Here is a 15,315-nt window from a genome sequence, read left to right on the forward strand (position 1 = left end):
AAACAGGAGGAGTTGCAACGATCTGCCGCCATACCGTTCAGATGGATGTCGCAGGTGCAGAGTTGCCCGCAATATGGGCGATCTGCCTAATTTTTATGCGGACAGGAGGGCGGCAACTGATTGGACTTCAGCATGCATGCCGCATCCGGTGCAGCGAATGACGCGAAAGTGCATTCCGGCGTGGTGCGGCTTTGAAATCATATGATACCGCTTCGAATCCGTCTATCTGGCACAGTTCGTGCTTGAAAGAGGCGCAAGCGGGGGGTCAAAACCCGTTTTTTGGCAGTGGAGGCCACTTTTTACATGAAAAAGATCGAAGCGATCATCAAGCCATTCAAGCTCGACGAAGTGAAGGAAGCGCTTCAGGAGGCCGGACTGCAAGGCATCACGGTGACCGAGGCCAAGGGCTTCGGGCGCCAGAAGGGCCACACTGAACTCTATCGTGGAGCCGAATATGTGGTCGATTTCCTGCCCAAGGTGAAAATCGAGGTCGTGCTCGGCGACGATGCTGTCGAAGGCGCGATCGAGGCCATCCGCAAGGCGGCCCAGACCGGCCGCATCGGCGACGGCAAGATCTTCGTCTCCAACATCGAGGAAGTTGTGCGCATCCGCACCGGCGAAACCGGAATGGACGCGGTCTGACGCGGCCATCCCCGAAGAAACGTCATCCATCAAAAAACACGTCATCAAACAGGGATACATGACATGACGACAGCCAAAGACATCATGAAGCAGATCAAGGACAACGACGTGAAATTCGTCGACCTGCGCTTCACCGACCCGAAGGGCAAGCTGCAGCACGTGACGATGGATGTCGTCGAGGTCGAGGAAGACATGTTCGCCGACGGCGTCATGTTCGACGGCTCGTCGATCGCCGGCTGGAAGGCCATCAACGAGTCCGACATGGTGCTGATGCCGGATCCGGACACGGTCCACATGGACCCGTTCTTCGCGCAGTCGACCATGGTCATCCTGTGCGACATTCTCGACCCGGTCTCGGGCGAATCCTACAACCGCGATCCGCGCGGCACGGCCAAGAAGGCCGAAGCCTACATGAAGGCCGAAGGCATCGGCGACACCATCTATGTCGGCCCGGAAGCCGAATTCTTCGTCTTCGACGACGTCAAGTACAAGGCCGATCCCTACAACACCGGCTTCCAGCTCAATTCCACCGAACTGCCGTCGAATGACGACACCGACTACGAGACTGGCAACCTCGGCCACCGCCCACGCGTCAAGGGCGGCTATTTCCCGGTGCCGCCGATCGACAGCGCGCAGGACATGCGCTCTGAAATGCTGACGGTGCTCGCCGAAATGGGTGTGCGCGTCGAAAAGCACCACCACGAGGTGGCGGCCGCCCAGCATGAGCTTGGCATCAAGTTCGATGCGCTGGTGCGCAACGCCGACAAGATGCTGATCTACAAATACGTCGTGCACCAGGTCGCCAACGCCTATGGCAAGACGGCAACCTTCATGCCGAAGCCGATCTTTGGCGACAATGGTTCGGGCATGCATGTCCACATGTCGATCTGGAAGGGTGGCAAGCCGACCTTCGCCGGCAATGAATATGCCGGCCTGTCGGAGAACTGCCTGTTCTTCATCGGCGGTGTCATCAAGCACGCCAAGGCGGTCAACGCCTTCACCAACCCGCTGACCAACTCCTACAAGCGCCTGGTGCCCGGCTACGAAGCGCCGGTGCTGCTCGCCTATTCGGCACGCAACCGCTCGGCCTCCTGCCGTATCCCGTTCGGCTCGTCGCCGAAGGCCAAGCGTGTCGAGGTCCGCTTCCCCGATCCGGGCGCGAACCCCTACCTGGCCTTCTCCGCGTTGCTGATGGCCGGTCTCGACGGCATCAAGAACAAGATCCATCCGGGACAGCCGATGGACAAGGACCTCTACGACCTGCCGCCGAAGGAACTGAAGAAGATCCCGACCGTCTGCGGCTCGCTGCGTGAAGCACTCCAGAAGTCTCGACAAGGACCGCGGCTTCCTGAAAGCCGGCGGCGTCTTCGACGACGACCAGATCGACAGCTACATCGAGCTGAAAATGGCCGAGGTGATGCGCTTCGAAATGACCCCGCATCCGGTAGAATACGACATGTACTACTCGGTGTAAGAACCGGTTCGGATAGCGTTGCAAAGCCCTTGAAGGATATCCACCTTCAAGGGCTTTTTGCTGCCCCAATGCTCCTGCGATAGATCGGCTCTGGCGATGGATCGCGCGTGGCCGGCCACGCAACAGCGGGCAAGCTCTTTTGGTTCAAGGTTCCGTTTTATAGCTGAATTTTCCTAGGCCCCCGCGCCATCGGCAGAAGCCGCAAATGAAGGCTGGCCGGCGCCTTTTCGAGCGCAATCGATCGCCAGGAGCGAGCGGCGCACTGCCTCAGGCTACAATGCCCGCTCGTCCGGCGCCCCCGCCAATGCTGTCGTTCAAGAAACCCCGCCCCGTTCGAACAGCATCGCTTTGGCGTAACCCAAGCCACGAATACGCATGCTGCGGTGCAATCTGTCAACGCCGCCGGCCGCAGGCATAAATCGCGGATTTCGATTATTGAACAGAGGCTTATATAACTGATCATTGGTGTACGGACGACCTGAAACAGGCTGTTTTCCGGGCTTTTTTCGGGAAGACGGAACAGCATGCCACCCTTGGTGGCATTCAGCGTCAGCCAAAAGCCTCTCGGCCCGGTGAATTTACTCGATCCTTTTCAACCTGACTTTTTTTGGGGGAATTCGCTTCGCCAGGCCAGCAGGACAAAAAGAACCCCGGCAAGGGCCGGGGTTCTCGCACGGACAGAGCGTCGGAGGGCGGCGCCTATCCGGCAAGTTCGTCGGGGCCGTGCAGATCCCAGTCCGTTCGCCTGGCCAGCACCAGCACATAGTAGATCGCCGCCACGGCCATGATCAGCAGCGTCGCAATCAGGCTCGGGCGCCCGAAGGCGGCATCGAGCAGGTTCTGGTAGGCGACATAGATCAGTGCCACGAAGGCAAGGATGGCCGGAACCGGAAACAAGGGCATGCGGTAGTGTCCGCCAGAGGTGCTGCCGTTGCGGCGCCCGGCAAACACCGCCACGCACAGAAGCGCGTAGATCACCACCAGCGAGGTGCCGCTGACCACCAGCAGCAGGTTGATGTCGATGAAGCAGGCGATCGCCGCCAGTACCGACACAACAATGGTGGCGATCCATGGCGATGCGTAGCTGCCATGGACGGACGCGACCGCGGCATTGATCGGGCCGAACCAGGTCTTGTCGCGGCCGGAGCTGAACAGCAGCCGCGCCGCCTGCAGGATGATGGCGATGACCGCGTTGAAGATGGCGACGGCGATGGCAAGGCTGATCAGCACCGTCAGCGCGTGACCGCCGCGCGCCTCGAGGAAATATTCTATTTTCTGGGGCGCGGCGAGCAATGCTGCGATATCCGGCGACCCCAGCAACACGGCCGTCAGCGGGATGAGTTCCGCTGCGACGGTGATCAAAAGCGCCCAGACCACGACCTTGCCGATGTTGCGCTTGGCGTCCTGCGTCTCCTCACCAAAATAGGCGGCCGCGCCATAGCCATTATAGGCAAACAGCGAAACGGCGGTGGCCGCTAGGATGATCCCGGCCGACGCCGGCACCAGCGTGTTGGTGGCATCGAGCAATTGCGGCGACGTGAACAGGCTCGACAGAGGCCGCTCGACATGGGCAAAGCTGAGGCCGGTCAGGACCAGCAGAGCCAGCATTTCTATGCCGAGGAAGATGCCGGTGACGAAGGCGTTGAGCTTGATGCGCATGGCCGCGACCGTGCCGGCCAGCCCGATCGTCACCACGCCGACCCATTGCGGGCTGAGGTTGGGAACAAGCACACCGAGATAGGTGCCGACACCGAGCGCGATGACGGCAACGATCAGCACGATCGAGACGAACACCAGCACCAATGTGACAAAGCCCCAGAAGCGGCCGAGCGTGCGGCCGATCATGGTGTATTCGCCACCGGCCATCGGATAGGCCGACGACAATTCGGCATAGACGAAGGCCATGAACAGCCCGATGACGGCGGCAATGACGAAACTCAGAAATGAGCCTGTGCCGGCGAGCGCGATGACGCCGGGCACGATGATGAACACCGAGGATGCCGGCGTCACGGCCGACAGCACGATCATCAGCGTGCCCAGCGCATTGAGCGCCCGATCCAGTCCCTTGGCGGTTGGCGCGGCCTTGTCGGCTGCCCCTGTTGTTGCTTCGTTTGTAGACATCGTCCTCCCCTTTTTTTAATCAGATAAAAACTATCCTCCGCAGCGGAACCTATCGATGGAGTCAGATATCGTCAACAAATATGGTTCATTGGTGCTTGCAAAAATCCACATGCCAGCCTTAAATTGAATCAAATTCAGGAAACGGAAATGGGACGACCCAAAACCCAAACCGATCGCCGCCTCACCCTCGTTGCGGCGGCAGAATCGATGATCGCCAGGCGCGGCCTTGCCAGCGTCACGCTGCGCGACGTTGCCAATGAGGCAGGGATGAGTTCGAGCGCCCTGCTCTATTACTATCCCGGCCTGAAGGACCTGCTGGACGATGTACAGCGCAAGGCCGTCGAGCGGTTCTGCACGATACGTGCGGCGTCGGTCGCCGAGATCGCCGATCCCAGGCTGCGGCTGAAGACGATGATCGAGAACGGGCTGCCGACCGACGCGGATGATCAGCTCTGCCGGCTGCTGCTCGAACTCGGCGCTTATTCGCGCTCGGATGCGAGTTATGCGGCACGTCACATCACTCTGTTCGAGCGGCAGGTGTCGATCTATGTCGGCATTCTGGAAGCGGGCGCCGCCACCGGCATCTTCAAACTGCAGGCGACCAGCGAGACGGTCGCGCGCAGCCTGGTGGTGCTCGAGGACGGGCTGGGGCTGCATCTCGTCAATGTCGTGCCGGCGGTCGACCAGGCTTCGGCGCTGGCGATCCTGACCAGCTATGCCGAGCTTGCGACCAACTGCAGCCTTCGCTGAGCCGGCTTACATCAACGGAGCGAGACCCAAGCATGGACCAACTGCCGACCCACACCGCCACACCAGACGGCACAGCGCGGGCCCGCGCGCTCGGCATTCCCTTGCAAGGCACGCCCGGCCCCGCCAATGCCATCACCGATGTCGACGGCGTCCTGGTCGGCTATTCCACGATCATCAAGGGCGAAGGCAAGCTCAACGGACAGGGACCGGTGCGCACCGGGGTGACGGCCATCCTGCCGCTCGGCCGTGACGGCGTCGGCGTGGCCTGCGCCGCCGGCTATCATTCCTTCAACGGCAATGGCGAGATGACCGGCGCATCGTGGATCGAGGAGGCCGGCAGCATCAGCCTGCCGATCCTGATCACCAACACCCATGCCGTCGGCCCCTGCCATCGCGGCGTCATCGACTGGGTGGCCCGCCACAAGCCCGATGTCGCCAACCAGTGGCTGCTGCCGGTGGTGGCCGAAACCTGGGATGGCTATCTCAACGACATCAACGGCTCGCACGTCACCGTCGATCACGCCATTGCCGCGATCGACAATGCTGCGAGCGGGCGCATCGAGGAAGGCTCGGTCGGCGGCGGCACGGGCATGAATTGCTATGCCTTCAAAGGCGGCTCGGGTACGGCCTCGCGGATTGTCGACTACGGCCATCGCTCCTACACGGTCGGTGTCTTTCTGCAGGCCAATTTCGGCTCGCGCCATGAACTCACCATTGCCGGCGTGCCGCTCGGTGGCGAACTGGCCGATGACAATCCGATGGAGGCCTATTTCCGGGGCGGTCCGACAGGCGCCGGCTCCTGCATCGGCGTCGTCGCCACCGACGCGCCATTGCTACCCGGCCAATGCAAGGCGCTGGCCCGACGCGTACCGCTCGGCCTGGCCCGGACCGGCACCACCGGCTCGCATTTCTCCGGTGACATTTTTCTGGCCTTCTCCACAGCCAACCGCGATGCGCTCAACGGCCGCTTCCCGAAGGGTCCGGCCACCGACAAGAGCTACAGCCACATGGATTTCATCCCGTGGGGGCGCATGGACGATTTCTATGCAGCCGTCGTGCATGCGACCGAGGAAGCAGTGCTCAACGCATTGGTCGCCAACAGCGACATGGTCGGCCGTGACGACAACCGCAGCCCTGCTTTGCCGCATGCGAAGGTGCTGGCTGCACTCAAGGCACGTGGAGCCGTCGCCGCCTGAGAGCGGCCAGCGCATTCAAATCCCCCAAGCATATGCAAAAAGCCCCGGCGTTTTTCCCACCGGGGCTTTTTTGTTTCTTCAGTCGCGAGCCATCTCATGGCCCGCACCGCGAAAAAGAATCAGGCGGCGGCCGAGACCTTCGCGTCGGTCGCAACTTCCGAGATCGTCTTCAGGATCTGCGAAGCGATCTGGTAGGGGTCGCCTTGCGAGTTCGGACGGCGGTCTTCGAGATAGCCCTTGTAGTCATTCTTGACGAAGGAGTGCGGCACGCGGATCGACGCGCCACGGTCGGCTATGCCGTAGCTGAACTTGTTCCACGGCGCGGTCTCATGCTTGCCGGTCAGACGCTTGTCGTTGTCGGGGCCGTAGACGGCGATGTGATCCATCAGGTTCTTGTCAAACTGCGCCATAAGCAATTCGAAATACGCCTTGCCGCCGACTTCGCGCATATAGGCGGTCGAGAAGTTGGCATGCATGCCCGAGCCGTTCCAATCGGTATCGCCGAGCGGCTTGCAGTGGAACTCGATGTCGATGCGGTATTTTTCCGTGAGGCGCAGAAGCAGATAGCGGGCGATCCACATCTGGTCGGCGGCCTTCTTGGAGCCCTTGCCGAAGATCTGGAATTCCCACTGGCCCTTGGCCACTTCGGCATTGATGCCTTCATGGTTGATGCCAGCGGCAAGGCAAAGATCGAGATGGTCTTCGACGATCTGGCGTGCGACATCGCCAACGTTCTTGTAGCCGACGCCGGTGTAGTACGGACCCTGCGGCGCGGGATAGCCGGTCTCCGGGAAGCCGAGCGGGCGGCCGTCCTTATAGAAGAAATACTCCTGCTCGAAGCCGAACCAGGCACCCTCGTCGTCGAGGATGGTGGCGCGCTTGTTGGATGCGTGCGGCGTGACGCCGTCGGGCATCATGACTTCGCACATGACCAGCACGCCATTGGTGCGGGTCGGGTCCGGATAAGCCGCGACCGGCTTCAGCACGCAGTCGGAGCTGTGGCCCTCGGCCTGCATCGTGGAGGAACCATCGAAACCCCAAAGCGGGAGCTCTTCCAACGTCGGGAATTCGGCGAATTCCTTGACCTGCGTTTTGCCGCGAAGGTTGGGGACCGGGGTGTATCCATCGAGCCAGATATACTCGAGCTTGTATTTCGTCATTCTAGCCTCTCGTTGCTTGTTCACCGAACACCAAACGGCGTCAACATGCGTCTGCCGTCAGCAGCCGGCGCTGCCGATACCTAAAATGCAAATCGTGTGCCACTCCGGCATCATCGGGTGCGGCAAAATGGCCGCGATATTGCGCCGAATTTGCTGAGCCGCCTCATCACTGGATCGAGATCGATCAGAGGCATCAAATGCACAAATAGTAGGCAAACAATGATCTTTTCGTAGGCATATTGCCTAAAGGAATCGCAGGACTTATCTTCATTGAAAGATGAGTCAAAAAACTCCTGAAAGAGAAAGGAGGCCGCTTATGGAAGCCACCATCTCCCGTCCGTCGGCAACAATCCTGATGTTCCCTCTGGCAGGGCGCAAATCTGCCTCAAATTTAGGCGCCAAGGCCAAATTCGCGGCAGAGGTGGCCTCGTTGCGTTATACGCACGCCGATTTTGACGGCTGGTATCACGAAGCGGCGGTCGAGGAAGAAATTCAGCGCAAGAGCTGATCCGCTTCTTCAGGTCTCAGACACGAAAAGCCCGGCGTGATTGCTCACGCCGGGCTTTCTGTTGGCCGATGATCCCTCAGTCCTTGGCGTGCAGATCCGTGCCGAGCGTATCCTTGACGAAGATCATGCCGATGACGAGCGTGAACGCCGCGATCACCACCGGGTACCAAAGGCCGTAGTAAATGTCGCCCTTATAAGCACTGAGCGCGAACACCGTCGCCGGCAGCAAACCACCGAACCAGCCATTGCCGATGTGGTAGGGCAGAGACATACCGGTGTAGCGGATACGGGTCGGGAACATCTCGACCAGGATCGCCGCGATCGGCCCGTAGACCATGGTCACGAAAAGGATCAGGACAAACAGGATGCCGATCGTCATCGGCCAGTTGATCCCGGCCGGGTCAGCGAACATGGCGAAGGCACCACCGCCCGGTATGTTGTAGACTGTGACCTCCGGCGCACCCGCGGCCTCTTCCTTGGTCACGATCTTGTCCTTGATTGCCTGGTCGACCGGAACAGTTGCCTTCTCACCGGCACGGATGGCGGCGGCATCGAGCTTCAGTTCCGGATTGGCGGCGACAAACGCGTCGAGCTTCTGGTCCGCGACCTTGATCGCCGCACGCTTCAGCGGATAACCACCGTCCTGCAGGGACATGTTGACGGCCTTGACGAAGGCCGCGTCCTTGGCTTTCGCTTGATCGCCAGCTGCGATGGCGTCGTAGGAGTCCACCGTCTCACCGCCGATCTTGACCGCCGCAGCCGTTCCGGGGGCCGCCGTCGACAACACGTCATAGGGAACCGAATTCTTGGTCAGAAACGAGGTCGCAATGTCGCAGGACGTCGTGAACTTGGCGGTGCCGACCGGGTTGAACTGGAACTTGCAGTCACCTGGCGCGGCGGTCACCGTCGCACGCGTGTTCTTCTGGGCGTTGGCGAGCGCCGGGTTGGCGGCCCAGGTCAGTGCCTTGAACAGCGGGAAGGTGCAGACGATCGCCAATGCGAGACCCGCCATGATGATCGGCTTGCGGCCGATCTTGTCAGAAAGCCAACCGAAGACGACGAAGAAGATCGAACCGAGGGCGAGCGCGATCGCGATCATGATGTTGACCGACTGCGCGTCGACCTTCAGCACGTTCTGCAAGAAGAACAGTGCGTAGAACTGGCCATTGTACCAGACCACGGCCTGACCGGCGGTGAGACCGAGGAGCGCCAGGATCGCAATCTTGGCATTCTTCCACTGGCCAAACGCTTCCGAGAGCGGCGCCTTCGAACCCTTGCCTTCGTCCTTCATCTTCTGAAACGTCGGAGACTCGGAGAGAGACAGCCGAATCCAGACTGACACGGCGAGCAGCAAGAAGGAAACGATGAAGGGAATGCGCCAACCCCAGGCGGCATAGGTTTCCTTGCTCAGCGACCCCTGCACGATCAGGATGACGATCAGCGACAGGAAAAGGCCGAGTGTCGCCGTCGTCTGGATCCATGATGTGTAGAAACCGCGGCGGTCGTTAGGTGCATGTTCGGCCACATAGGTCGCAGCACCGCCATATTCACCGCCGAGCGCCAACCCCTGCAGCATGCGCAAGATGATCAGGATCACTGGAGCGGCAATACCCCAGCTTGCATAACCAGGCAGCAGGCCGACCAGGAAGGTCGACAGGCCCATGATCGACATGGTGACGAGGAATGTATATTTGCGACCGACAAGGTCGCCGATGCGGCCGAACAGCAGCGCGCCGAACGGGCGCACCAGGAAGCCGGCGGCGAAAGCCAGCAGGGCGAAGATGTTTCGCGTCGCTTCGGGGATGGTCGGACTGAAGAAGGTCGAACCAATGAATACTGCCAGCGAGCCGTAGAGATAGAAGTCGTACCATTCGAAAACGGTGCCGAGCGAGGAAGCGAAGATGACCTTCTTCTCCTCTCGCGTCATGCCGCGGCTTGCTCCGCCGGCGGTTGATGCAATTGCCATTGAGTTGTCCTCCCGTGAGACCCTGTCCTCGATGCTGGGCGCGATATCCGCGTTCTCCTCCGAACGCGAACTCGCACAATGCCGAGCCATCACGGAAGAAATGACAGAAAGCGCCCGCCAACGGCAGAGCGACAATGGGATTATGACTTTGGTATTAGGTGCAGTGCGGCAAGGGCCTGCGGTCAGACCTTGAGCGCTTCCAGAAGGCTGACGGCAGCCATCATGTCGCGCTTGCGGTATGCACGGCGCGCGACGGCTTCGGCGTCCTGTCCCCACTGCTCAATCTGCCAGTCCTCGTCGACATGGCCGGCGGCCCAGGCCGCTTCCGCGTCCAGTTCGCCGGTATCGACGGCGAGCGCCAGCAGCGCCGAACCGGTCAGCGACGTCATGACGTGGATGGCGGCCAGCCGCAGGGGCTCGGCGCGCTGGCTGAGATGGACACCCAGCACCGCAATGGTTTCGCGCGGCTGCTCGACATGGATGATCCCCTCGGCAAGGTTGAAGCGTGCGCCTAGTGCAGCACGCGCCCAATCGATGACCGGATCCCAGTGCTCGTTCTGCCGCTCGACCAGCCCTTGCGGCGCATTCGTGCGGTAACAGAGCAGATCGGACGAGGCAAAGCGCAATATGTCTTCCAGCACCGCCTGCGGATCGCTGGCGACGCCATCGATGGCGGTATTGACCAGGCGCATCACCGGCATCGACACCGGATTGATCGTCTCGCCCTGCTCGGCGAACTCGTTTGCAACCAGCGTTGCAGCTGCTTCGGTCGGCAGCGCCAGCAGCGCCTTGCCCGGCGTGCGCACCGGCTTGCCGTCGAGATGCACGGCAAAACCGCCCTCCACCGGCGCAACGGAAACGGTCTTGTAGAAGCGCTTGGGCAGCGGCGTCTTCATCTGGATCTGGGCGCGACGCACCGGATCCGGATCGGAAAGATACTTGCCCGCTTCGAGGTCACTGAGGATGTCACGCATGAAGAACCTCACTCACACCGGGGTCAGCTTGCGAGCCGGCCGGTTGACGATGATCAGTCCTGCCGCAATCAAGCCAAGTGCCAGGAAAATGCGAACGGTCAGCGGCTCGTTCAAGATGAGCGCACCGCACAAAACACCGAAAACCGGCGACAGGAACGTGAAGCTGGACAGGCCGGAGGCCGGATAGCGGCGCAGCAGCCAAAACCACAGGACATAGGTGAAGGCAACGATAAAGACCGCCTGAAACAGCAGGGCCAACGTCGCCAACAGCGTGGGATCGCGCACCGGTGGACCTGCAAGAGGCATCACCAGCATACCAACGACCGCCGCGCCCGCGAGCTGGTAGAGCAGCAGTTTTTCGGCACTCGCCTCTACCAGTCTCGATCGCTTGATGAGGATATTGGTCAAGGCCCAGAAAAACCCGGAGCCCAGAACTCAACAGGTCACCGAACAGCATGTCTCCGCCGCCGCCGAGCTTGTCGGAAAAGACGGCGGCAAGGCCGGCGAAGGCCAGCAGCAGGCCAAGGAACTTGCGCAAGGTGATCTGTTCGCCAAGCAGGAAGTGGCCGCCCACCAGCATCCAGAACGGCATGGTGTTGACCAGCAGCGTGTTGCGGGCAACGGTCGTGTGCTCCAGGCCGACATAGAGGCAAAGGAACTCGATGCCGAACAGCACGCCAACCAGGATGCCGGCCAGCAACGTGCCATCGCGTGTAAACAGCGCGATGCCGCGCCAGCGGCACCAGAGGAAGACGCAGAAGCCGCCGATGACCGAGCGCGCAATCGACAGGAAGACCGGGTCGTAGCCGGTGTAAGAGATTTTCGCGGCGACGTAGTTCAGGCCCCAGGAAAAGGTCAGGCCGACCATGATGGCGGCGGCGGCCATATCGACTGAGTCGCGCCGATCGAGCGCGTCGGCGGCGCCACTCAAGATCAATCCTCCGCGCTGGCGTCGTCGAAGCCGATCAGGTTCCAGCTCTGGCGCATATGCGGCGGCATCGGCGCGGTGACATCGATGACGCCCTTGTCGGGATGCGGAATGATGATGCGGCGAGCATGCAGATGCAGGCGGTTCTGAATGCCACCAGGGAAATCCCAATTGGTGTCGGCTTCGAAATATTTCGGATCACCGATGATCGGGCAGCCAATATAGGCGGCATGAACGCGAAGCTGGTGGGTGCGGCCCGTATAGGGCTCCATCTCCAGCCAGGTCATGGTCTGCGCGGCCTGCTCGATAATGCGGTAGTAGGACACGGCGTGGTCGGCGCCTTTTTCACCATGCGCAGCCACCCGAACGCGGTCGCCGTCCTCAGTCGGCTCCTTGATCAGCCAGGTCGAGATCTTGTCCTCGCGCTTCGGCGGCACGCCTTTGACCAGGGCCCAGTAGGTCTTCTTCGTTTCGCGGGCGCGAAACGCTTCCGACAGCTTCATGGCGGCAAGCCGGGTGCGCGCGACAACCAGCACGCCCGACGTGTCGCGATCGAGCCGGTGGACCAGCCGCGGCTTCTCGCCTTTCTGGCTGCGCCAGGCTTCCAGCATGTCGTCGACATTGCGGGTGACGCCCGAACCGCCCTGCACCGCGAGGCCTGCCGGCTTGTTGAAGACGAAAACCTTCGGGTCCTCATGGATCAGCATTTTTGCCAGGACGTCGGCGTCACCCTGGTTACGAATCGAGTGGCCGGTCAGCGCGCTCTCGCCCTTCTTGTCCACCTCGAGTGGCGGAACACGGACCACCTGGCCAGGCTCGACACGGCTGTCGGCCTTGACCCGGCCGCCATCGACGCGGATCTGGCCGGAGCGCAGCAACTTCTGCAGATGGCCAAAGCCAAGGCCCGGGAAATGGGTCTTGAACCAGCGATCGAGCCGCATGCCCGCCTCGCCGGCCTCCACCGTGATCTGTTCAACGCCTGCCATTTTGTCTTCGCTTATCCGTTTCCGAGCAGGGTTTTGCCCGCACTTGGCGCGGCAATAGCACTAAGGCAGGCTTCTTGCGAGCCAAAGTCCCAGAAACAGGGCGATAATGGCGCCAACAACACTGGCCAGCGCATATCCAAACGCTGGCAGCGTGGCTCCCCGCTCCCACAATGTCGCGAAATCAAGCGAAAAGGCTGAAAAGGTGGTGAAGCCGCCAAGGATGCCGGTGGCGACGAAAAGCCTTAGTTCGTTCGACCCGCCACGTCGCATCAGGGTGGCGATAAACAGGCCCATGGCAAAGGAGCCGACGATGTTGATAACGATCGTGCCCCAGGGATAATTCGGCCCGACAAAGCGCAGCGCGCCGATGTTGGTGAGATGTCGGATGCCAGCGCCAATGCCGCCGCCAACGACTACGAGAAGCAGGTTCAACATGGTCGTTTATTGCCCTTGCCGGGGCAGCAACGTCAATCCCTTCAAGCCTGAGTTGATACTTCCGGAATGGCACAGAGGGTTGAACGTGTCAGGAATCGCCTCTCGCGACCGTTGTCGAGCGAGAACATGCCGCCCCGGCCCGGCACCACGTCGATGATGAGGTCGGTGTGCTTCCAGACCTCAAACTGAGAAGAACTGATATAGACCGGCGTCTCGCCGATCTCACCCAGCATCACATCATTGTCGCCGACGATAAAATCGTTCTGGGGATAGCACATCGGCGAGGAGCTGTCGCAGCAACCACCGGACTGGTGGAACAGCACCGGACCGTGATCGGCGATGATTTCTGCCAGAAAAGCCCTGGCCTGCGGCGTCGCCGAGACTTTTCCGAGGGAAGCCTTGTCGAGCATGCCGTCCTCCTTCGTGAATGGATCGAGGCGAGGCCCGTGAGCCTCGCCTTCCAAGTAGAGCGCGTATGATCCCTCGGAAAGGATCATGCGCTGCCTCGGGAGGCTCTCAGAAGAAGCCGAGCTTCTTCGGGCTGTAGCTGACCAGCATGTTCTTGGTCTGCTGATAGTGGTCGAGCATCATCTTGTGGTTCTCGCGGCCGATGCCGGATTGCTTGTAGCCGCCAAACGCCGCGTGTGCAGGATAGGCGTGGTAGCAGTTGGTCCACACACGTCCGGCCTGAATGGCGCGGCCGAAGCGGTAGCAGCGGTTCGCATCGCGGCTCCAGATGCCGGCACCGAGGCCATAGAGCGTGTCATTGGCGATCGACAGCGCCTCGTCGTCATCCTTGAAGGTGGTGACGGACACCACCGGCCCAAAAATCTCCTCCTGGAAGACGCGCATCTTGTTGTGGCCCTTGAACACGGTCGGCTTCACGTAATAGCCGCCGGCAAGATCGCCAGGCAGATGGTTCTGCTCGCCACCGATCAGCACCTGGGCGCCTTCCTGCTTGCCGATGTCGAAGTAGCTCAGGATCTTCTCCAACTGTTCGCTCGATGCCTGCGCACCGACCATGGTTGCCGGGTCGAGCGGATCGCCCTGGACGATCGCCTCGACGCGCTTCAGCGCCTTCTCCATGAACTTGTCATAGATCTTCTCATGCACCAGCGCCCGGCTGGGGCATGTGCAGACCTCGCCCTGGTTGAGCGCGAACATGACGAAGCCTTCGATCGCCTTGTCGAAGAAATCATCATCCTCCGATGTCACGTCCTGGAAGAAGATGTTGGGCGACTTGCCACCGAGTTCCAGCGTCACCGGGATCAGGTTCTGGCTGGCATATTGCGAAATCAGCCGGCCGGTCGTGGTCTCGCCGGTGAAAGCGATCTTGGCGATGCGGTTCGACGAAGCGAGCGGCTTGCCGGCCTCCAGGCCAAAGCCGTTGACGATGTTGAGCACGCCGTCCGGCAACAGGTCGCCGATCAGGTCCGCCCACAGCATGATGGTGGCGGGTGTCTGTTCGGCGGGCTTCAGCACGACGCAGTTACCGGCGGCAAGTGCCGGCGCCAGTTTCCACACGGCCATCAGCAGCGGGAAATTCCAGGGAATGATCTGGCCGACGACGCCGAGCGGCTCATGGAAGTGATAGGCGACGGTGTCATCGTCGATTTGCGACAGGCTGCCTTCCTGAGCGCGCAAAGCACCGGCGAAATAGCGGAAGTGATCGACGGCGAGCGGCAGATCGGCGGCGGTCGTCTCGCGGATCGGCTTGCCATTGTCCCAGGTCTCGGCCAGCGCCAGCAGGTCGAGATTGTCTTCCATGCGGTCGGCGATCCGGTTGAGGATCAACGCGCGCGCAGCCGGGCTGGTCCTGCCCAAGGCGTCTTTGGCCTTATGGGCGGCATCAAGTGCCAGTTCAATATCGGCGGCATTGCCGCGGGCGATCTCGCCCAGCGGGCGGCCGTTTACCGGGGATATGTTCTCGAAATACTGTCCCGACGACGGAGCGACCCATTTGCCGCCAATATAGTTGTCGTATCGCTTGGCGAAGGGAACCTTGGCCGTGCGGGAAAATTCAACTTTGTTCATCGTCTTCCTCCCAAGAAGCAGCGCCACGGAATGTGACGCGTCATCGTGAAGAGTTGCTGATGATGTCCGGCTTGTCAGCCCTGGCCGACCACTCGCCGTGGCCGACTGTCGCAGATCTGCGACAGTCGCGAGCCCGAAAGC

At 61.1% G+C, this 15,315-nt stretch carries 12 protein-coding genes and 2 pseudogenes; 5 read left to right on the forward strand and 9 right to left on the reverse strand.

The genetic code is table 11. From position 1 onward, the window contains the following. Nucleotides 1–303 precede the first annotated feature (303 nt). The gene (locus ACZYHG_RS23670; RefSeq protein WP_006205430.1) at nt 304–642 is read left to right on the forward strand and encodes a P-II family nitrogen regulator; all 339 of its coding nucleotides are present in this window, start codon (nt 304–306) and stop codon (nt 640–642) included. A 63-nt stretch (nt 643–705) separates the two neighbouring features. Continuing rightward, nucleotides 706–2,116: pseudogene (gene glnA / locus ACZYHG_RS23675) on the forward strand (type I glutamate--ammonia ligase). 699 nt (nt 2,117–2,815) lie between these two features. On the opposite strand, the gene ACZYHG_RS23680 reads toward glnA, so the two are convergent. Further along, on the reverse strand, nt 2,816–4,237 hold the full coding sequence (locus ACZYHG_RS23680) for an APC family permease (protein ID WP_464610625.1): 1,422 nt from the start codon (nt 4,235–4,237) through the stop codon (nt 2,816–2,818). A gap of 147 nt (nt 4,238–4,384) precedes the next feature. On the opposite strand from ACZYHG_RS23680, the gene ACZYHG_RS23685 reads away from it, so the two are divergent. Next, a complete protein-coding gene (locus ACZYHG_RS23685; RefSeq protein WP_464610626.1) occupies nt 4,385–4,987 on the forward strand; it encodes a TetR/AcrR family transcriptional regulator in 603 nt (200 codons plus the stop codon). Nucleotides 4,988–5,019: 32 nt separating this feature from the next. Beyond that, nucleotides 5,020–6,183 carry a DmpA family aminopeptidase gene (locus ACZYHG_RS23690; protein WP_464610627.1) on the forward strand — a complete coding sequence of 388 codons (1,164 nt, stop codon included), beginning with the start codon at nt 5,020–5,022 and terminating at the stop codon, nt 6,181–6,183. 119 nt (nt 6,184–6,302) lie between these two features. Here ACZYHG_RS23690 and ACZYHG_RS23695 read toward each other — a convergent pair whose 3' ends face one another. Continuing rightward, nucleotides 6,303–7,343: a glutamine synthetase beta-grasp domain-containing protein gene (locus ACZYHG_RS23695; RefSeq protein WP_464610628.1), complete on the reverse strand. Its 1,041-nt coding sequence runs from the start codon at nt 7,341–7,343 to the stop codon at nt 6,303–6,305. Between the two features lie 316 nt (nt 7,344–7,659). Here ACZYHG_RS23695 and ACZYHG_RS23700 point away from each other — a divergent pair, with 316 nt between their 5' ends. Further along, the gene (locus tag ACZYHG_RS23700; protein ID WP_464610629.1) at nt 7,660–7,851 is read left to right on the forward strand and encodes a DUF2735 domain-containing protein; all 192 of its coding nucleotides are present in this window, start codon (nt 7,660–7,662) and stop codon (nt 7,849–7,851) included. Nucleotides 7,852–7,927: 76 nt separating this feature from the next. Here ACZYHG_RS23700 and ACZYHG_RS23705 read toward each other — a convergent pair whose 3' ends face one another. From ACZYHG_RS23705 to adh, 7 genes and pseudogenes are all read right to left on the reverse strand, one after another. Next, a complete protein-coding gene (locus ACZYHG_RS23705; RefSeq protein WP_464610630.1) occupies nt 7,928–9,817 on the reverse strand; it encodes an MFS transporter in 1,890 nt (629 codons plus the stop codon). Between the two features lie 182 nt (nt 9,818–9,999). Next, on the reverse strand, nt 10,000–10,791 hold the full coding sequence (locus ACZYHG_RS23710; protein WP_464610631.1) for an ATP12 family chaperone protein: 792 nt from the start codon (nt 10,789–10,791) through the stop codon (nt 10,000–10,002). Nucleotides 10,792–10,803: 12 nt separating this feature from the next. Beyond that, a pseudogene (locus tag ACZYHG_RS23715) lies at nt 10,804–11,677 on the reverse strand (DMT family transporter). Nucleotides 11,678–11,724: 47 nt separating this feature from the next. After that, complete coding sequence (locus tag ACZYHG_RS23720) at nt 11,725–12,705, reverse strand: RluA family pseudouridine synthase (RefSeq protein ID WP_027051791.1); 981 nt, start codon at nt 12,703–12,705, stop codon at nt 11,725–11,727. Between the two features lie 60 nt (nt 12,706–12,765). Next, a complete protein-coding gene (crcB, locus tag ACZYHG_RS23725; RefSeq protein WP_464610632.1) occupies nt 12,766–13,140 on the reverse strand; it encodes a fluoride efflux transporter CrcB in 375 nt (124 codons plus the stop codon). 41 nt (nt 13,141–13,181) lie between these two features. After that, the gene (locus ACZYHG_RS23730) at nt 13,182–13,550 is read right to left on the reverse strand and encodes a DUF779 domain-containing protein (RefSeq protein ID WP_464614773.1); all 369 of its coding nucleotides are present in this window, start codon (nt 13,548–13,550) and stop codon (nt 13,182–13,184) included. A gap of 106 nt (nt 13,551–13,656) precedes the next feature. Beyond that, a complete protein-coding gene (gene adh, locus ACZYHG_RS23735) occupies nt 13,657–15,174 on the reverse strand; it encodes an aldehyde dehydrogenase (RefSeq protein WP_464610633.1) in 1,518 nt (505 codons plus the stop codon). Nucleotides 15,175–15,315 lie beyond the last annotated feature (141 nt).

It is taken from the genome of Mesorhizobium subarcticum, from assembly GCF_055456085.1.

Coding starts and splice junctions, on each gene's coding strand:
- ACZYHG_RS23695 (WP_464610628.1), bottom strand. CDS start 7,343: ATGACGAAATACAAGCTCGAGTATATCTGGCTCGATGGATACACCCCG.
- ACZYHG_RS23690 (WP_464610627.1), top strand. CDS start 5,020: ATGGACCAACTGCCGACCCACACCGCCACACCAGACGGCACAGCGCGG.
- crcB (WP_464610632.1), bottom strand. CDS start 13,140: ATGTTGAACCTGCTTCTCGTAGTCGTTGGCGGCGGCATTGGCGCTGGC.
- ACZYHG_RS23670 (WP_006205430.1), top strand. CDS start 304: ATGAAAAAGATCGAAGCGATCATCAAGCCATTCAAGCTCGACGAAGTG.
- ACZYHG_RS23680 (WP_464610625.1), bottom strand. CDS start 4,237: ATGTCTACAAACGAAGCAACAACAGGGGCAGCCGACAAGGCCGCGCCA.
- ACZYHG_RS23710 (WP_464610631.1), bottom strand. CDS start 10,791: ATGCGTGACATCCTCAGTGACCTCGAAGCGGGCAAGTATCTTTCCGAT.
- ACZYHG_RS23705 (WP_464610630.1), bottom strand. CDS start 9,817: ATGGCAATTGCATCAACCGCCGGCGGAGCAAGCCGCGGCATGACGCGA.
- ACZYHG_RS23700 (WP_464610629.1), top strand. CDS start 7,660: ATGGAAGCCACCATCTCCCGTCCGTCGGCAACAATCCTGATGTTCCCT.
- adh (WP_464610633.1), bottom strand. CDS start 15,174: ATGAACAAAGTTGAATTTTCCCGCACGGCCAAGGTTCCCTTCGCCAAG.
- ACZYHG_RS23730 (WP_464614773.1), bottom strand. CDS start 13,550: ATGCTCGACAAGGCTTCCCTCGGAAAAGTCTCGGCGACGCCGCAGGCC.
- ACZYHG_RS23720 (WP_027051791.1), bottom strand. CDS start 12,705: ATGGCAGGCGTTGAACAGATCACGGTGGAGGCCGGCGAGGCGGGCATG.
- ACZYHG_RS23685 (WP_464610626.1), top strand. CDS start 4,385: ATGGGACGACCCAAAACCCAAACCGATCGCCGCCTCACCCTCGTTGCG.